The 13,654-nt window shown below is 66.2% G+C and carries 12 protein-coding genes; 2 read left to right on the plus strand and 10 right to left on the minus strand.

The features are described 5' to 3' along the window. Positions 1-14: 14 nt before the first annotated feature. Both FQK05_RS22450 and FQK05_RS22455 read left to right on the plus strand, forming a co-directional pair. The gene (locus FQK05_RS22450; RefSeq protein WP_158971168.1) at positions 15-821 is read left to right on the plus strand and encodes an enoyl-CoA hydratase-related protein; all 807 of its coding nucleotides are present in this window, start codon (positions 15-17) and stop codon (positions 819-821) included. Further along, entirely contained in the window at positions 821-1,564 is a 744-nt protein-coding gene (locus tag FQK05_RS22455; RefSeq protein ID WP_158971170.1) for a glutathione S-transferase family protein, read from the plus strand. Before FQK05_RS22450 ends, FQK05_RS22455 begins: the two co-directional genes overlap by 1 nt. A 247-nt stretch (positions 1,565-1,811) precedes the next feature. On the opposite strand, the gene FQK05_RS22460 is transcribed toward FQK05_RS22455, so the two are convergent. From FQK05_RS22460 to FQK05_RS22505, 10 genes are all read right to left on the minus strand, one after another. Then, positions 1,812-3,581 (minus strand): IlvD/Edd family dehydratase, encoded by a 1,770-nt coding sequence (locus FQK05_RS22460; RefSeq protein WP_158971172.1) that lies wholly within the window; start codon positions 3,579-3,581, stop codon positions 1,812-1,814. Next, on the minus strand, positions 3,578-4,753 hold the full coding sequence (locus FQK05_RS22465) for a fumarylacetoacetate hydrolase family protein (protein ID WP_158971174.1): 1,176 nt from the start codon (positions 4,751-4,753) through the stop codon (positions 3,578-3,580). Before FQK05_RS22465 ends, FQK05_RS22460 begins: the two co-directional genes overlap by 4 nt. Further along, a complete protein-coding gene (locus FQK05_RS22470) occupies positions 4,750-5,706 on the minus strand; it encodes an ABC transporter permease (protein ID WP_158971176.1) in 957 nt (318 codons plus the stop codon). Before FQK05_RS22470 ends, FQK05_RS22465 begins: the two co-directional genes overlap by 4 nt. Beyond that, on the minus strand, positions 5,703-6,734 hold the full coding sequence (locus tag FQK05_RS22475) for an ABC transporter permease (protein ID WP_158971178.1): 1,032 nt from the start codon (positions 6,732-6,734) through the stop codon (positions 5,703-5,705). The genes FQK05_RS22470 and FQK05_RS22475 overlap by 4 nt, the downstream gene beginning before the upstream one ends. After that, positions 6,731-8,248 (minus strand): sugar ABC transporter ATP-binding protein, encoded by a 1,518-nt coding sequence (locus FQK05_RS22480; protein ID WP_158971180.1) that lies wholly within the window; start codon positions 8,246-8,248, stop codon positions 6,731-6,733. The genes FQK05_RS22475 and FQK05_RS22480 overlap by 4 nt, the downstream gene beginning before the upstream one ends. 63 nt (positions 8,249-8,311) lie before the next feature. After that, positions 8,312-9,445: a sugar ABC transporter substrate-binding protein gene (locus FQK05_RS22485; protein WP_158971182.1), complete on the minus strand. Its 1,134-nt coding sequence runs from the start codon at positions 9,443-9,445 to the stop codon at positions 8,312-8,314. Between the two features lie 71 nt (positions 9,446-9,516). Beyond that, positions 9,517-10,263 carry a FadR/GntR family transcriptional regulator gene (locus tag FQK05_RS22490; RefSeq protein WP_158971184.1) on the minus strand — a complete coding sequence of 249 codons (747 nt, stop codon included), beginning with the start codon at positions 10,261-10,263 and terminating at the stop codon, positions 9,517-9,519. A gap of 7 nt (positions 10,264-10,270) precedes the next feature. Further along, the gene (locus FQK05_RS22495) at positions 10,271-11,581 is read right to left on the minus strand and encodes a TRAP transporter large permease (RefSeq protein WP_158971286.1); all 1,311 of its coding nucleotides are present in this window, start codon (positions 11,579-11,581) and stop codon (positions 10,271-10,273) included. Positions 11,582-11,583: 2 nt separating this feature from the next. After that, positions 11,584-12,153 carry a TRAP transporter small permease subunit gene (locus tag FQK05_RS22500; protein WP_233270636.1) on the minus strand — a complete coding sequence of 190 codons (570 nt, stop codon included), beginning with the start codon at positions 12,151-12,153 and terminating at the stop codon, positions 11,584-11,586. A gap of 78 nt (positions 12,154-12,231) precedes the next feature. Continuing rightward, positions 12,232-13,257: a TRAP transporter substrate-binding protein gene (locus FQK05_RS22505; protein ID WP_158971188.1), complete on the minus strand. Its 1,026-nt coding sequence runs from the start codon at positions 13,255-13,257 to the stop codon at positions 12,232-12,234. Between the last annotated feature and the right edge of the window lie 397 nt (positions 13,258-13,654).

Consider the following 13,654-nt stretch of genomic DNA (forward strand, 5'->3'; position numbering starts at 1 on the left):
CCGGAGAAGACCCCATGACCGATACTGCCTTTCCGCCCGACTGGACCCCCGACCGCACCTTCGGCGACGGCCGCGTGGGGCTTCGGATCGCGGACGGGATTGCCGTGCTGGCGATCCAGATCCCCGACAAGATGAACGCCCTGGACGATGCCGCGACCGGCGGCATGATCGAGGCGCTGGACGCCGCGCGGGACAAGGCGCGGGTCCTTCTGTTCACCGGGGTGGGGGGGCGCGCCTTCATCTCGGGCGCCGATATCGGCGGGTTCGACGGGCCGCAGCCCACGGGGCAGAGTTTTCTGGACAGGCAGCGTGCCCTGGCGAACTATCCGCTGCCGACCGTCGCGGTGATCCGGGGCTATTGCCTGGGCGGCGGGCTGATGACCGCGCTGAACTGCGACTTCCGGCTGGCGGCGACCGATGCCAGCTTCGGTGTGCCCGCGGCCAAGCTGGGGATTTCCTACGGCAGCGCGGGGCTGGCGCGGCTGGTCGAGTGCATAGGCCCGGCGCGGACCCGGCGGCTGCTTTATGTCGGCGACCGGGTGGATGCAGCGACGGCCCATGCCTGGGGGCTGGTCGAACATGTTTATGCCCCCGACGCGCTGTGGGATGCGGCGATGGCGATGGCCCGGACCATCGCCGGGAATGCGCCGTTGTCGGTCAGGGCGACCAAGGCCACGGTGGCCGACCTGCTGCTGCCGGAATCGCGGCAGGACCCGGGGGCGATCCTGGCGCTGTCGCTGGCCTGCCGCGACAGCCGGGATTTCGAGGAAGGCCGCGCCGCGTTCCGCGAAAAGCGCAAGCCGGCCTTCGAGGGACGATGATGGGCCTCGTTCTTTATCACGCGGCGAAGTCCAGCGCCTCGCGCCGGGTGCGGTTGTTCCTGGAGGAAAAGGGGCTGGACTGGGATGGCCACGAGGTGAACCTGGCGCTGCAGGAACAGCATTCCGAGGCCTATCTGAAGATCAACCCGATGGGCGTGGTGCCGACGATCCTGCACGACGGCCTGGCCCTGCACGAAAGCGGCACGATCTGCGAATACCTGGACGAGGTGTTCCCGGATCCGCCGCTGATGCCAGAGGGCGCATATGACCGGGCGCTGGTGCGCAACTGGGTGCGCCATGTCGACGGTCTGATCGGCAACCTGATCCGTTTCAACTGGCGTCACGGCATGGCCACGCGCGCCGCGCGACTCAGCGAGGCCGAGTTCCAGGCGATGCTGGAGAAGGTGCCCAGTGCCGAACGGAAGGAGGCGTGGCTGCGCACGGTCCGCGACCCCTATACCGAAGCCGAACTGGACGGCGCGCGGGCGAACCTTCTGGCCCTGCTGGACCGGATGGAAGCGACGATCGACGGCGGCTGGCTGTTCGGGCGGCGCTATTCGCTGGCGGATATCGCCGTGGCGCCTTTTGTCCGGCGGATCGGAGAGGAGATTGCCCCCGACGCGCTGTCGCCTTCGGTCCGGCCGAAAGTGGCCGACTGGTGGGCGGCCCTGCAGGCACGCCCCGCCTACGGGCGCGCCGATTTCGGCCCCTTCGTGGAACCCGCGGGCCAAGGCCGGGGCTGACGTCCCGGTCCCCTGCCGATGCGCAGGCGCGCGATGTCGCGCACCGGTCCTGGCCGGTCTGTCGACGGTGACGGCGCGGGGTCGCAAAGACAGGCGCGGCCGGGGCCGCCCCCGCGGCGTGTTCCGCGCGGGGCGTATGCCCAGATGCGATGAACGGCGGGCCGTGCTTCCGCAGCGGGGCCCCTGAGGCGCCGCCCGCGCCGCCTTGCCGGCAACGCGGCGCGGGCCCGACCGGGGCGAACCCGGGTCAGTGATTGTGGCGCGGTAAGGTCCGGCTGAGGCGATTGAAGCCGCCGGCGGATCGCAGGGTGGCGCCCTCGGACAGCTGGGATGCCTCCTGCCGGTAGATTTTCTGCCAGGGCGTCGCGGCGGCGGGCACGGCGGGCGGGGCCTGCCGTTTGCGTTCCGCGATCGTGTCCTCGGACACCAGCATGTCGCAGCGCCCGGTGGCGAGGTCGATCCGGATCATGTCGCCGCTGCGCAGCCAGGCCAGGCCGCCGCCTGCCGCGCTTTCCGGCGAGGCGTGAACGATGGACGGGCTGTCGGCAGTGCCCGACTGCCGCCCGTCGCCGATTGTCGGCAGGCTGGTGATCCCGGCCCGGATCAGGCGGTCGGGCGGCTGCATGTTGACCACTTCGGCCGCGCCGGGCCAGCCCAGCGGACCGGAGCCGCGGATGACGAGGATCGACCGTTCGTCGATGTCGAGCGACGGGTCGTTGATCCGGGCGTGGTAATCTTCGGAGCCGTCGAAGACCACGGCACGGCCTTCGAAACGGTTCTCGTGCCCCGGTTCCGACAGGAAGCGGCGACGGAAGTCTTCCGAGATCACGCAGGTCTTCATGATGGCGAAATCGAACAGGTTGCCGGTCAGGACGCGGAAGCCCGCCCGCTCCATCAGGGGCTTTGCATAGGGGTGGATGACCTCGCGGTCCTTCGTTTCGCGGTTCTTCAGGTTCTCGGCCATGGTCCGGCCGGTCACGGTCAGGCAGCTCGTGTCGAGCTCCCCGGCCTGGGCCAGTTCCCACATGATGGCCGGCACGCCGCCCGCGCGGTGAAAGCGTTCCGACAGGAAGCGCCCGGCGGGCTGGACATCGGCCAGAAGCGGAATGTCGTAGCCGTGGATCTGCCAGTCTTCGCGGCTGAGGGCGACGCCCGCGGTTTCCGCGATGGCGGCAAGGTGGGGCTGCGCATTGGTCGACCCGCCGATGGCGGCGTTGACCCGGATCGCGTTCAGCAGCGCGTCGCGGGTCAGGATCTGCGAGGGGCGCAGGTCCTCTTCCACCAGTTCGACCGCGCGTTTGCCGGTGCGGTAGGCCATCTGTCCGCGTTCGCGATAGGCGGCAGGAATGGCGGCGCAGCCGGTCAGCGACAGGCCCATCGCCTCGGCCAGGGCGTTCATCGTCGATGCCGTGCCCATCGTGTTGCAGTGTCCGATCGATGGCGCGCTGTCGAGCGCGGCGGCCAGGAACTCGTCCCGGTCGATCTCCCCCGCGGCATAGCGGCGGCGGGACTGCCAGATGACGGTGCCCGATCCGGCAAGGCGCCCTTCGTGGACCGAATCCAGCATCGCGCCGCCGGACAGGACGATGGCCGGGATATCGACGGTGGCCGCGGCCATGATCGCGGCGGGCGTGGTCTTGTCGCAGCCCGTCGTCAGGACGACCCCGTCGATGGGATAGCCATAAAGAACCTCGACCAGCCCCAGATAGGCCAGGTTGCGATCCAGCGCGGCCGTCGGGCGGCGGCAGTTCTCGAAGATCGGGTGGGTCGGGAATTCGATGGGGATGCCGCCCGCATCGCGGATCCCGTCGCGCACCCTCTTGGCCAGGTCGATATGATGCCGGTTGCAGGGGGACAGGTCGCTGCCCGACTGCGCGATGCCGATGATGGGGCGGCCTTCGGTCAGTTCCTCGGGGGTCGTGCCGTAGTTCATGAAGCGCTCGAGATAGAGCGCCGTCAGGTCGGCATGATCGGGATTGTCGAACCAGTCCTGGCTTCTGAGACGCCGCTTTGTCATCCGAGCACTCCCCGCACTGCGAGATTGCCCATCAGTGCCCCGGTGCCGAAGGTCCAGGGCTCGACCTCGTCGCAGGGGCGGACCCGGTTCACGAGACGGCCGAGCTGGGGCGAGGAGACGGTGACCAGATCGCGGGTCCTGTGGGTAAAGCCCATGCCCGGGCCTTCGCGGTCCTTGGTGGGGGCGAACATCGTCCCGAGATAGAGCATCGCGCCATCCGGATACTGGTGCGTGGGATTCAGAAGCTGGGCCACAAGGTCGGACGGCTGGCGCGAGATCTGGGCCATGTCCGAACGGTCGGACAGCCGGAACCCGTCGTCGCCGGTGACGTCCAGGCTGACGCACAGGGTACTGACGTCGTCCAACGTGAATCCGTCGTCGAACAGTCGGATGAACGGGCCGATCGCGGCCGCCGCGTTGTTGTCCTTGGCCTTGCCCAGAAGCAGGGCCGAGCGGCCTTCGAAATCGCGCAGGTTCACGTCGTTGCCGAGGGCCGCCCCCCTTATGGCGCCGGTCGAGGCGATGGCCAGCACGACCTCCGGTTCGGGGTTGTTCCAGCGCGATCCCGGGTGAATGCCGATATCGGCGCCGCAGCCCACGGCGGACATCGGCTGTGCCTTGGTGAAGATCTCGGCATCCGGGCCGATCCCGACTTCGAGATATTGCGACCAGAGACCGGCCTCCTGCAGGCGCGTCTTCACCTGCGCCGCCGTCTCGGAACCCGGGACGAGCCCGCGCAGATTGCCGCTGAGGATTTCGGCCAGATCCTTGCGGATCGCCTCGGCCAGGGCCGGATCGCCCTTGGCGCGTTCCTCGATCACGCGTTCGATCATGGAGCCGGCGAAGGTGACGCCGGCGGCCTTGATCGCCTGCAGGTCGCAAGGGGCAAGCAGGCGCCCGGCCGTGCCCGTGCCGTTGCCCCGGTCGAGAAAGGCATCGAGCGGACCGAGCGACGGTCCCCCCGCGCGCACCGCCCCGGCGGGGTCGTCGAGGTTCAGCAGGGCCGACAGGGTCGGCGCCACACCGGTCAGGTTCAGCACGTCGCCGTCCCGGATTGCCACGGGGCAGGGACCGTTTTCGGCCCCGGACCAGACCCGTCCGACAAGGAGCGCTCCGGGCGTTTCCGGCAGGATGTCCTTTGCGCTCAGTTTCAACGGTTCATGATTGGTCATTCCGAAACCCTCGTTCCGCGGCCATAGATCAGCAACATGCCGATGATGACCGCGCCATAGATGATCTGCCGAAATGCCTCGGGCATCTGCATGATCGACAGGATCGAGTTCAAGAGGACGATCAGCACGACGCCCAGGAACGTGCCCGCATAGCGTCCGCGTCCGCCCAGGATATGCGTGCCGCCCAGCACCACCGCCGCGATGGCGGGCAGAAGGTAGCTGTTGCCCATGCCCTGGTAGGCCTTGGCCGAGTAGCCGGCCAGCAATACGCCTGCCAGCGCGGCACAGAGCGCCGATCCAAGGAAGGCGCCGGTGACAACCGCCCGGGTGCGGATGCCCGACAGCCAGGCCGCGCGTTCCTTCGTGCCTGTGGCATAGAGCGCGCGCCCGAAGGTGGTGCGGGTCAGCAGGAACGTCACCACGAGCGACACCGCGATCCAGACGAATAGCGCCACGGGCACGCCCAGAAGCTTCGCCTTGGCCAGGTACAGCATGGCTGGTGTGGCCGTGTCCTGCGGCGCGAAACCGCCGGTCCGGGCCACCATCAGGCCACGCAGCACGGTATCGAGGCCCAGCGTGAAGATCATCGACGGCACCCTGAGGACCGACACGCCGAACCCGTTGACCAGCCCGACGCAGAGGCCCACCGAAAGTCCCGCCGGGATCGCCCACGGGCCGCCGACCGATGTGGCCACCATCGCAGCCGAGGTCAGCGTCCACGGGATCGACAGGTCGATATGACCGGTCAGGATCACCAGCATCATCCCGGCCGCGCAGATCCCCAGAAAGGACCCGATCTGCAATTGCTGCATCAGGTAGGACGGCTGCAGCAGCGGCATCGTTCCCGTGGTCGACAAGGTATAGCCGGTGCCGATCACAAGGATCACCAGCGTGAAGCCGAACGCGATCAGAAGCGGGCGGTCGTCGGGGCGGATCTGCGGCATTGTCGTCATCGGAACAGCTCCAGTTGGTTCTTCACCCCGAAGGTGCGGAAGGCCACCGCGCTGACCGCGGTCAGAAGGACGATCCCTTCGATCAGCGGCTGCAGCAGGGGGTCTATGTCGAGGATGCGGAAGTAGAACGAAACCGCCCGCAGGATCATCGCGCCCAGGATCGAGGCGATGACGCCGCCGGTCCCGCCCAAAAGCGCCGTTCCGCCCAGCACCACGGCGGCGATGGAATTTAGCGTATAGGCCCCCGCCTGTACGACATCGGCATTCCCGGTCGAGGTCTGGATCGCCAGGTACAGCCCGCCGCAGGCGGCAAAGAACCCCGCCAGCGTGAAGGCCGCGATCCGCGCCCGGTCGATGGGCAGGCCCGAGGCATAGGCCGCCCCTTCGGCCGAGCCGATGGCATAGATGGTGCGCCCCGTCACCGTCCGCTTGAACGGCAGCCAGACAAGGCAGGCGGTGCCGAACAGCAGGATCAGCGGCACGGGGATGTTCACGAAGGGCTGCAGCCACGCGGCATCGCCGCCCCTGGCGAACCCGTAGGTCTCGGCGAAATCGTAGACCGAATTGGTCAGCGCCCAGTTCAGGTCGCCGTCGACATTGCCGCCGGGATTGGGCCGGATCAGCAGGGCAAGGCCGATGGCGATGGCGCCGGTGGCAAGGGTCGCGATGATCGGCTGCAGCCGGCCATAGACCACGATCAGCCCGTTCATCAGCCCGAAGCCCGCGCCGACCGCAAGGGTTGCGATCATGCCAAGCGCGATCTGCGCGGGCGTTCCGTCCAAAAGCCACGAAGCGACGCAGGCCGCCAGCGTCATGACCGCGCCCACCGAAAGGTCGAGCCCGCCCAGAAGGACCGGCACCGTCTGGGCCATGGCGACGAAGCCGATGGCCACCAGCTCGTTCGCGTTCTGGACCAGCACCGCGGTGGAAAAGCCGCGCGGATGCATCAGGTGGTACGAGAAATAGAGCGCGGCAAAGAGCACCAGCGCAGCGGCAAAGCCGCGGTTCTGGGCGATCCAGCGGGTCATGCCACCTCTCCTTTCAGGTTGAGCGAGGCGGCGACGATGGCTTCCTCGGTGATGGCCTCGCCGGTCAGTTCGCTGACGACGCGGCCGTCGTAGAGCACGATCACCCGGTCCGCGCAGCCGATCAGCTCGGCATAGTCCGACGAATAGAAGAGGATCGATTTCCCCTCGTCCGCGAGGGTGCGCATCATGCGGAAGATTTCCTGCTTGGTGCCCACGTCGATCCCGCGGGTGGGGTCGTTCATCAGGATCACGTCAGGGGCGATCATCAGCCACTTTGCCAGAACGACCTTCTGCTGGTTGCCGCCCGACAGCGTCCTGACCGCATGCGCGGGGCTTCCCGCCTTGATCTGCAGCCGCGCGATCCCGTCCCTGACGGCCGCATCGAGCCGGCCCGGGTCGATCACCCCCCCGCTGGCCACCTTGTCGAGCGCGGCGGCTACGATGTTGTCGGCAATCGACAGCGACAGCATCAGCCCTTCGGTCTTGCGGTCGTCCGGGATCAGCGCGATCCGGTTCTTCCCGGTCTTGGCCCTGTGGGGCGAGGTGGCAAGCCCGTCGCCATCGCCCACCGTGACCGTGCCCTTCGTCCCCTTCAGCACGCCGAAAAGGGCAAGCAGCAGTTCCTTCTGGCCCTGTCCGTCCAGCCCGCCGATGCCCAGGATCTCTCCCTTTCCCAGGGTCAGGGAGACGCCTTTCAGCCGGTCCTCCCAGCGCAGGTCGTCCAGCCGCACCGCGGGCGCGCGCTCGGCGCGGATCGGGGGCTTGGGCGGGAACTTGGCGGTGACGTCCCGTCCGATCATCAGCCGGACGATTTCGGCATCGCTCCGTTCGCCCTTGGCGAAGGTTTCGACATGCTGGCCGTTGCGAAAGACTGACAACCGGTCGCACAGCGCCTCGACCTCGTGCATCCGGTGGCTGATGAACAGGCTGCACACACCGTCCGCCCGCAACTCGTCGAGCAGGCCATAGATGGTTTCCACGTCCCGCTGGGTCAGGGCCGAGGTCGCTTCGTCCAGGATCAGCACCTTCGGGTCGCGCCCCAGCGCCTTGGCGACCTCGACCATCTGGCGGCGCGACAGCGACAGGTCGCGGACCATGGCGCGCGGGTCGACATCCTCGCACCGCACCCGGGCCAGCAGTTCCTCGGTCCGGGCGATCTGGGCGCGGCGGTCGATCAGGCCGAACCGCCGCGGCGGCCGCAGAATCGACACATTGTCGGCAACGCTCAGGTCGGGGATCAGCGACAGTTCCTGGAACATGCAGACGATCCCGGCATCGGCGGCGTCTGCCGGGCCGGAAAAGCCGACCTTGCTGCCGTTCACCGCAATGGTGCCGGTATCGGGCTTCAGAACGCCCGAGATGATCTTGATCAGCGTCGATTTCCCGGCGCCGTTTTCCCCCAGGATGGCGTGGGTCGATCCGGCGTGGCAGGCAAAGTCCACGCCGGCCAGGGCCTTCACCCCGGCAAAGCTGATCGCCACGTCAGACAGTTCGACGATGGGCACGTTCTGCATGGTTTCCACCCCGGTCGTAGGATCCGTGGGACCGGGGCAGGCCCGGTCCCACGAGGTGCGTTGTCAGGAATCGTCGCCGGTTTCGGCCATGATGGCCGGACCCGAGATGTTCACGCCGCAGGGCGGGAACTCGTTCACGGTGAAGAAGTTGTCCGGCAGTTCGGACCAGAAGTTCTGGCCGTCCGCGAGATCCTTGTAGGTGGCGACCGGCAGCGGGACCGAGATCAGCTGCGGCATCGGGTTGCCTTCCAGCGCCGAAATCGCCGCCTTCATGGCCACCGCGACAAGACCGGGCGACTGGCCGATCGAGATGCCTTTCAGCCCCTCGTCCGAATATTCTGCAATGGCCTTGCGGAACCCGTTTTCGGATTCGCCCGCAACCGGCACCCAGGGGTGGCCGGCATCCTTCAGGGCCTGAACGATCCCGTTCGAGCCGCCCTGACCGATTACGGCATCGAACTGTCCGTGGACGGCGATGGCGTCGGCCACCACCTTCTGGGTGGTTCCGTCGTCCCAGTTGCCCACAACCGAGATGACCTCCCAGTTGCCGTCATCCGCCGCGATGGCATCGTTGATGGCCTGCGACCGGTCCCGGTCGACGGAATTCCCGGCCAGCCCGCGCACTTCCAGAAGCTTGCCGCCATCGACCCCCATGGCGTCGAGTTCGCCCAGGATGAATTCGCCCCACTTCTTGCCCATGGCAAGCTGGTCCTCGTTCACCTGCATCACCGCATCGGTGTCGAGCACGTTGTCGAAGGGCACCAGCACGACGTCGTTCTTGTCGGCCAGCCGGATCACACGGTCGAAGCCGGTCGGCGCCACGGCAATCGTGATGATCGCGTCGTAGCCCTGGTTGATGAAGTCCTCGATGGCGCCAAGCTGGGCCGGCGCATCGGTGCCGGTGGACACCACCTTGAACTCGGAAATCTTGTCCTTGACGCTTGGATCCTCGGCATAGGCCTTGGCGGTCTTGACCATCTGGATCCGCCAGGTGTTGCCGACGAAGCCGTTGACCACGGCGATCTGGTAGGGGCCTTCCTTGGCAGGCCACTGGAGGTATTTCGTGTCCTCGGTCCAGGGCGCGAAACATTCGGGCTGGGCACCGGGCCCGGACACGACCGCGGGTCCGGCAAGGGCCGCGCCCGCGCTCAGGATCGTGGCCATCGATAGCGTGGCAAGTATCGTCCGTGGTTTCATGTTCTCCTCCCAGAGACAGAATGATGTGCTGCTTCCGGCCGGGTGGTCCCGGCTTCAGATCGTTGTGCTCGTCAGGACCTGCCGTCGTGGGCTTCGGGGGGCTCGGCAAAGGTTGCCAGGCCCCGGCGAAGGTGGCTGCGCATGAGGTACTGGTAGGCAAGGTGGTCGGCCTCCTCGACCGCCCGCAGAACGCCTTCGTGTTCAAGGTAGGTTTCGCCCTCGATGATCCTGCGGGTCTTGCCGCGCTGCATGATCCGCAGGATCACCGGTTTCATGATGCCGTAGACATCGAGGATCGACCGGTTGCCGGTCAGCGAGATCAGCTTGACGTGAAACTGGAAATCGAACTCCGACGCTTCGACGACGCTTTCCGCCTGGACCATCCGCCGGTTGAGATCGCGCAGCTCGGCCAGGTCCTCCGGCGTGACCGCGTCGAAAATCGCCAGCGCGGTGCCGGTCTCGATCAGTTCGCGGAACCCCTGGATGTCGTCGAAGGTCCGACGCGAAATTTCGGCCACGTTGAAGGAAAAGATGTCCAGGGCGCGGTTCATCCGCTGGTCGACGATGGTCGCGCCGACCTTGGGACGCACGTCGACGATGCCGTAGGCCTTCAGCATCCGCATCGCCTCGCGCACGGTGTTGCGGCTGATCGCGAAGCGTTCGCAAAGTTCGCGCTCTGTCGGGAGCTTGTCGCCGACGGTCAGTCCGTCTGCGTCGATCAGGTCCCGGATCTGGGCCACGACCTGGTCGACGGCAGACCCTTCGGCGGGTTCGTCGCACGTGTCGTCCAACTCTGTCGCTGGGTGTCTATTGGTCACGGTGTCCTCATATCGGCCAGGTCGCGATCGGCGGGAAGAACAGGATCGTCGCGAGTACCACCAGTTGCAGCGCGATGAAGGGCAGCAGGGCGGTGTAGATGTGCTTCAGCGTGATCTCCTTGGGGGCCACGCTTTTCAGGTAGAAGGCGGCCGGGCCGAAGGGCGGCGTCAGGTAGGAAACCTGCATGTTCACCGCGAAGAGAATGCCGAACCAGATCGGGTCGAAGCCCAGCTGCACCACGATGGGCACGAAGATCGGCAGGGTCAGCAGCGCGATGCCGATCCAGTCGAGGAACATCCCCAGCACCAGCAGGATCAGCATCATCACCATGACGATCACCACCGGCGCCGCATCGATCCCCAGGATCGTCTGGGCCACGAACCGGTTGCCGCCCATCAGGTTGTAGACCCCGACAAGAACCGCCGCGGCGATGCCGATCCAGATGATCATGCCGCAGGTTTCCAGCGTGTGGACCAGGCTGTCCTGGACCATCTTCACCGTCAGTTCTTTCCGCACCAGTGCGATGACCAGGACCGCGGTGACGCCCATGGCCGCCGCTTCGGTGATCGAGGCGATGCCGCCGTAGATCGAGCCGAGCACCACCAGGACGATGAACAACGGGGCCGCAAGCGCACGCAGGGCCGAAAACATGGATTCCTGGGCCACTTCCTCGCGCGACATCGGCGGGCCGAGATTCGGATTTCGCCAGCAGAGGAAGAGGACATAGGCAACGTAGAAGCCCAAAAGCAGGAGTGCGGGGGTGATCGCCGCGATGAACAGGTCCGCAATCGAGGTATTGGCGACCAGCCCGTAGATGATGAGCACGATCGACGGCGGCATCATCGTGCCCAGCGACCCGCCGGCGCAGACGACCCCGATGGACAGGTTCCGGTCATAGCCGAGCCGCAGCATCTGCGGCAGCGCGAGGATGCCGAGAAGGACGATCTCGCCCCCGATGACGCCCGACATGGCGGCCATCAGGATCGCCACGATCAGGGTCTGGACCGCGACGCCCCCGGGCAGCCTGCCGGCAAGGATGCGCATGCCGTTGAACAGCGACCGTGCGATGCCCGACCGGTCGAGCAGGGCCGCCATGAGGATGAACATCGGAATGGCGACCAGCGAATATTCGGTAATGAAGCCGAAGATCCGCGAGGTGACGAGCGGCAGGGCCATCGGCCCGAACCACCCGAAGGTGAAGATCAGCGCCACCAGGCCCGTGACCCAGGCCAGGGGCTGGCCGGTCAGGAGCAGAAGGAAGATCGAGGCGACGAGAATGTAGGACCCGGCTTCGATCCCGAGAGCGTTGAGACCCATGGTCACTTGCCTCCGTCGGCGGCGGCAGGGGCGCGCCGGATCGCGGCGACCAGGTGAAAGACGGTCTGGACGAACATCGCGACCACGCAGAGCAGCACCATCAGTTTCAGCAGCGCAGGGGTCGGCGGGTTCCAGGACGTCCCGGTTCCTTCCAGGTGCAGCGCACCGGTGGGGGTGAACCAGGACTTGCCCACCATCACCCAGCTTGCATAGGCAAGCCCGGCAAAGAAGATCAGCGCGATCACGGAGTTGACGATGTCGAGCGTGCGGCGGCGCTCGCTGCCGACCGCGTCGTAGAAGATCCGCACCCGGATGTGCTTGTCGCGGGCCAGGGCCACGGGGCCGCCGATCAGGAAGATCGCGGCGATCAGGAACGTCGTGGTTTCATGCGCCCAGAAGGTCGGGCTGTCGAAGACATAGCGGGCCACCACCTCGATCACGGTAATGCCGAAGGCGACGAAGATCGCCCATGCAAGAACCTTGGAAGACCCCGCGATCACCCGGTCCAACCCGGTGCGGATGTCGGCATCCGCGTCTTCCACCTCGTTTACGATATCGCCCACTTCGGCCATATTCGGCACCCCCCTGCCTGTCGTTTCTGCGCCCTGCCCATGGTTCGCAGGGCGCAGCAGTTTCTTGTTTTCGATGGATCAGAGCAGGTTGCGGCCGGAAAGATACTGGGTGACCGCGTCGTAGTAGCGCTGTGTCATGTCCGTCTTGCCCGCCCAGTTCTGCCATTCCTGCTGCGCGATGCGGCGGAACTTGGCGCGCTCGTCGCCCGACCAGTTGATGATTTCGATATCCGGGTTGGCCTTGGCCTGTTCCACCGCGGCCGCGTCGAGCTGGCGAACCGAGAAGATGTGGTTGAAGCTGAACTGCTCTACCGATGCGATCAGGATATCCTGCAGGTCCTCGGGTAGTTCGTCCCAGATCGACTTGGTCATCGACACGTCGATCATCGGCAGCGAATGGAACCCGGGGTAAAGCGGGTAGTGCGCGATATCGTTCATCCCGAGCGCCTGGTTGGTGGCGAAGACGGTGTTGTCCGCCGCATCCACCACGCCCTTGTCGAGTGCCGAGAAGATCTCGGACCCCGGCAGCGACACCGGCGCGGCGCCCGCTTTCGAGAAGATCTCGTAGACCATGCCTTCGGGGGCACGCATCTTGACGCCCTTCAGGTCTTCGACCGAGCGGATCGGAATGCGCGAGACGAAGGCTTCGGGTTCCGTCGCGGCGGGGCCGATGAACTGGACGCCGTAGGGCTCGACCAGTTCGGCATAGAGTTCGTTTCCGCCGCCGCTTTCCATGAAGCCCAGCAGTTCGAACGGATCGCTCCATGCGCCGACTAGGTTGCCCATCATCGCGAAGGCCGGATCCTTGCCCGAAAAGTAGCTGGGATCGGTCAGGTGACCCTGCAGGATCCCGGCGCCGACCGCGTCGAGCGTGTCGGTATGCGGTACGACCGCGCCGATCGGCAGGATCTCGATGGCGATCCGGCCGCCCGACATCTTGCCGACGCTTTCGGCCCATTTCTGCTTGTTGACGAATCCCGGTTCGCCTGCGGTTTCCGATGTCTGGAATGTCCAGTTGTAGTCTGCGGCCATGGCCCCGCCGGCAAAGCCGATGGTCGTAACCGCGACGGCCGTCAGGCCGACAAGTCTTTGTACCAGGTTCATGTCAATCCTCCCTCATGTCGATGCCCGGTCCAGCTCCTCCAGCATGCCGGGAGGGGCGCCACCACCCCATTGGTTGGGCAAATAAGGCATAGGTTGGCGTGCATATCAACAAATTGAAGCGACTTCCGGGCCCGGATCGGCGCTTTTGTTGTACCAAGATGGAGAAATTTCCCGAGAAAATCCGATCTGGCACAATCTTGACGGGCTTATTGGCGCGAATGGCCTTGTTTTGGTCGGACAAAACAATCCAGCCGTTCCAGTGATTCCTCCGGCCGAATCTCTATTTGTCACCCAGTGGGAAGCCGTGGGCCGAGGCGTGAGGGACGGAGAACGAACGGGACTGGACGCGGCAGACGTTGGGGAACGGCGGCGCGCGGGTCGCGGGCGAATGGCGGCA

It is taken from the genome of Chachezhania sediminis (genome assembly GCF_009765275.1).
Classification (GTDB): Bacteria; Pseudomonadota; Alphaproteobacteria; order Rhodobacterales; family Rhodobacteraceae; genus Chachezhania; species Chachezhania sediminis.

Bases quoted from the DNA above. Each gene is read 5' to 3' on its own strand.
- FQK05_RS22450 (WP_158971168.1), top strand. From the start codon at position 15: ATGACCGATACTGCCTTTCCGCCCGACTGGACCCCCGACCGCACCTTC.
- FQK05_RS22455 (WP_158971170.1), top strand. From the start codon at position 821: ATGGGCCTCGTTCTTTATCACGCGGCGAAGTCCAGCGCCTCGCGCCGG.
- FQK05_RS22460 (WP_158971172.1), bottom strand. From the start codon at position 3,581: ATGACAAAGCGGCGTCTCAGAAGCCAGGACTGGTTCGACAATCCCGAT.
- FQK05_RS22465 (WP_158971174.1), bottom strand. From the start codon at position 4,753: ATGACCAATCATGAACCGTTGAAACTGAGCGCAAAGGACATCCTGCCG.
- FQK05_RS22470 (WP_158971176.1), bottom strand. From the start codon at position 5,706: ATGACGACAATGCCGCAGATCCGCCCCGACGACCGCCCGCTTCTGATC.
- FQK05_RS22475 (WP_158971178.1), bottom strand. From the start codon at position 6,734: ATGACCCGCTGGATCGCCCAGAACCGCGGCTTTGCCGCTGCGCTGGTG.
- FQK05_RS22480 (WP_158971180.1), bottom strand. From the start codon at position 8,248: ATGCAGAACGTGCCCATCGTCGAACTGTCTGACGTGGCGATCAGCTTT.
- FQK05_RS22485 (WP_158971182.1), bottom strand. From the start codon at position 9,445: ATGAAACCACGGACGATACTTGCCACGCTATCGATGGCCACGATCCTG.
- FQK05_RS22495 (WP_158971286.1), bottom strand. From the start codon at position 11,581: ATGGGTCTCAACGCTCTCGGGATCGAAGCCGGGTCCTACATTCTCGTC.
- FQK05_RS22500 (WP_233270636.1), bottom strand. From the start codon at position 12,153: ATGGCCGAAGTGGGCGATATCGTAAACGAGGTGGAAGACGCGGATGCC.
- FQK05_RS22505 (WP_158971188.1), bottom strand. From the start codon at position 13,257: ATGAACCTGGTACAAAGACTTGTCGGCCTGACGGCCGTCGCGGTTACG.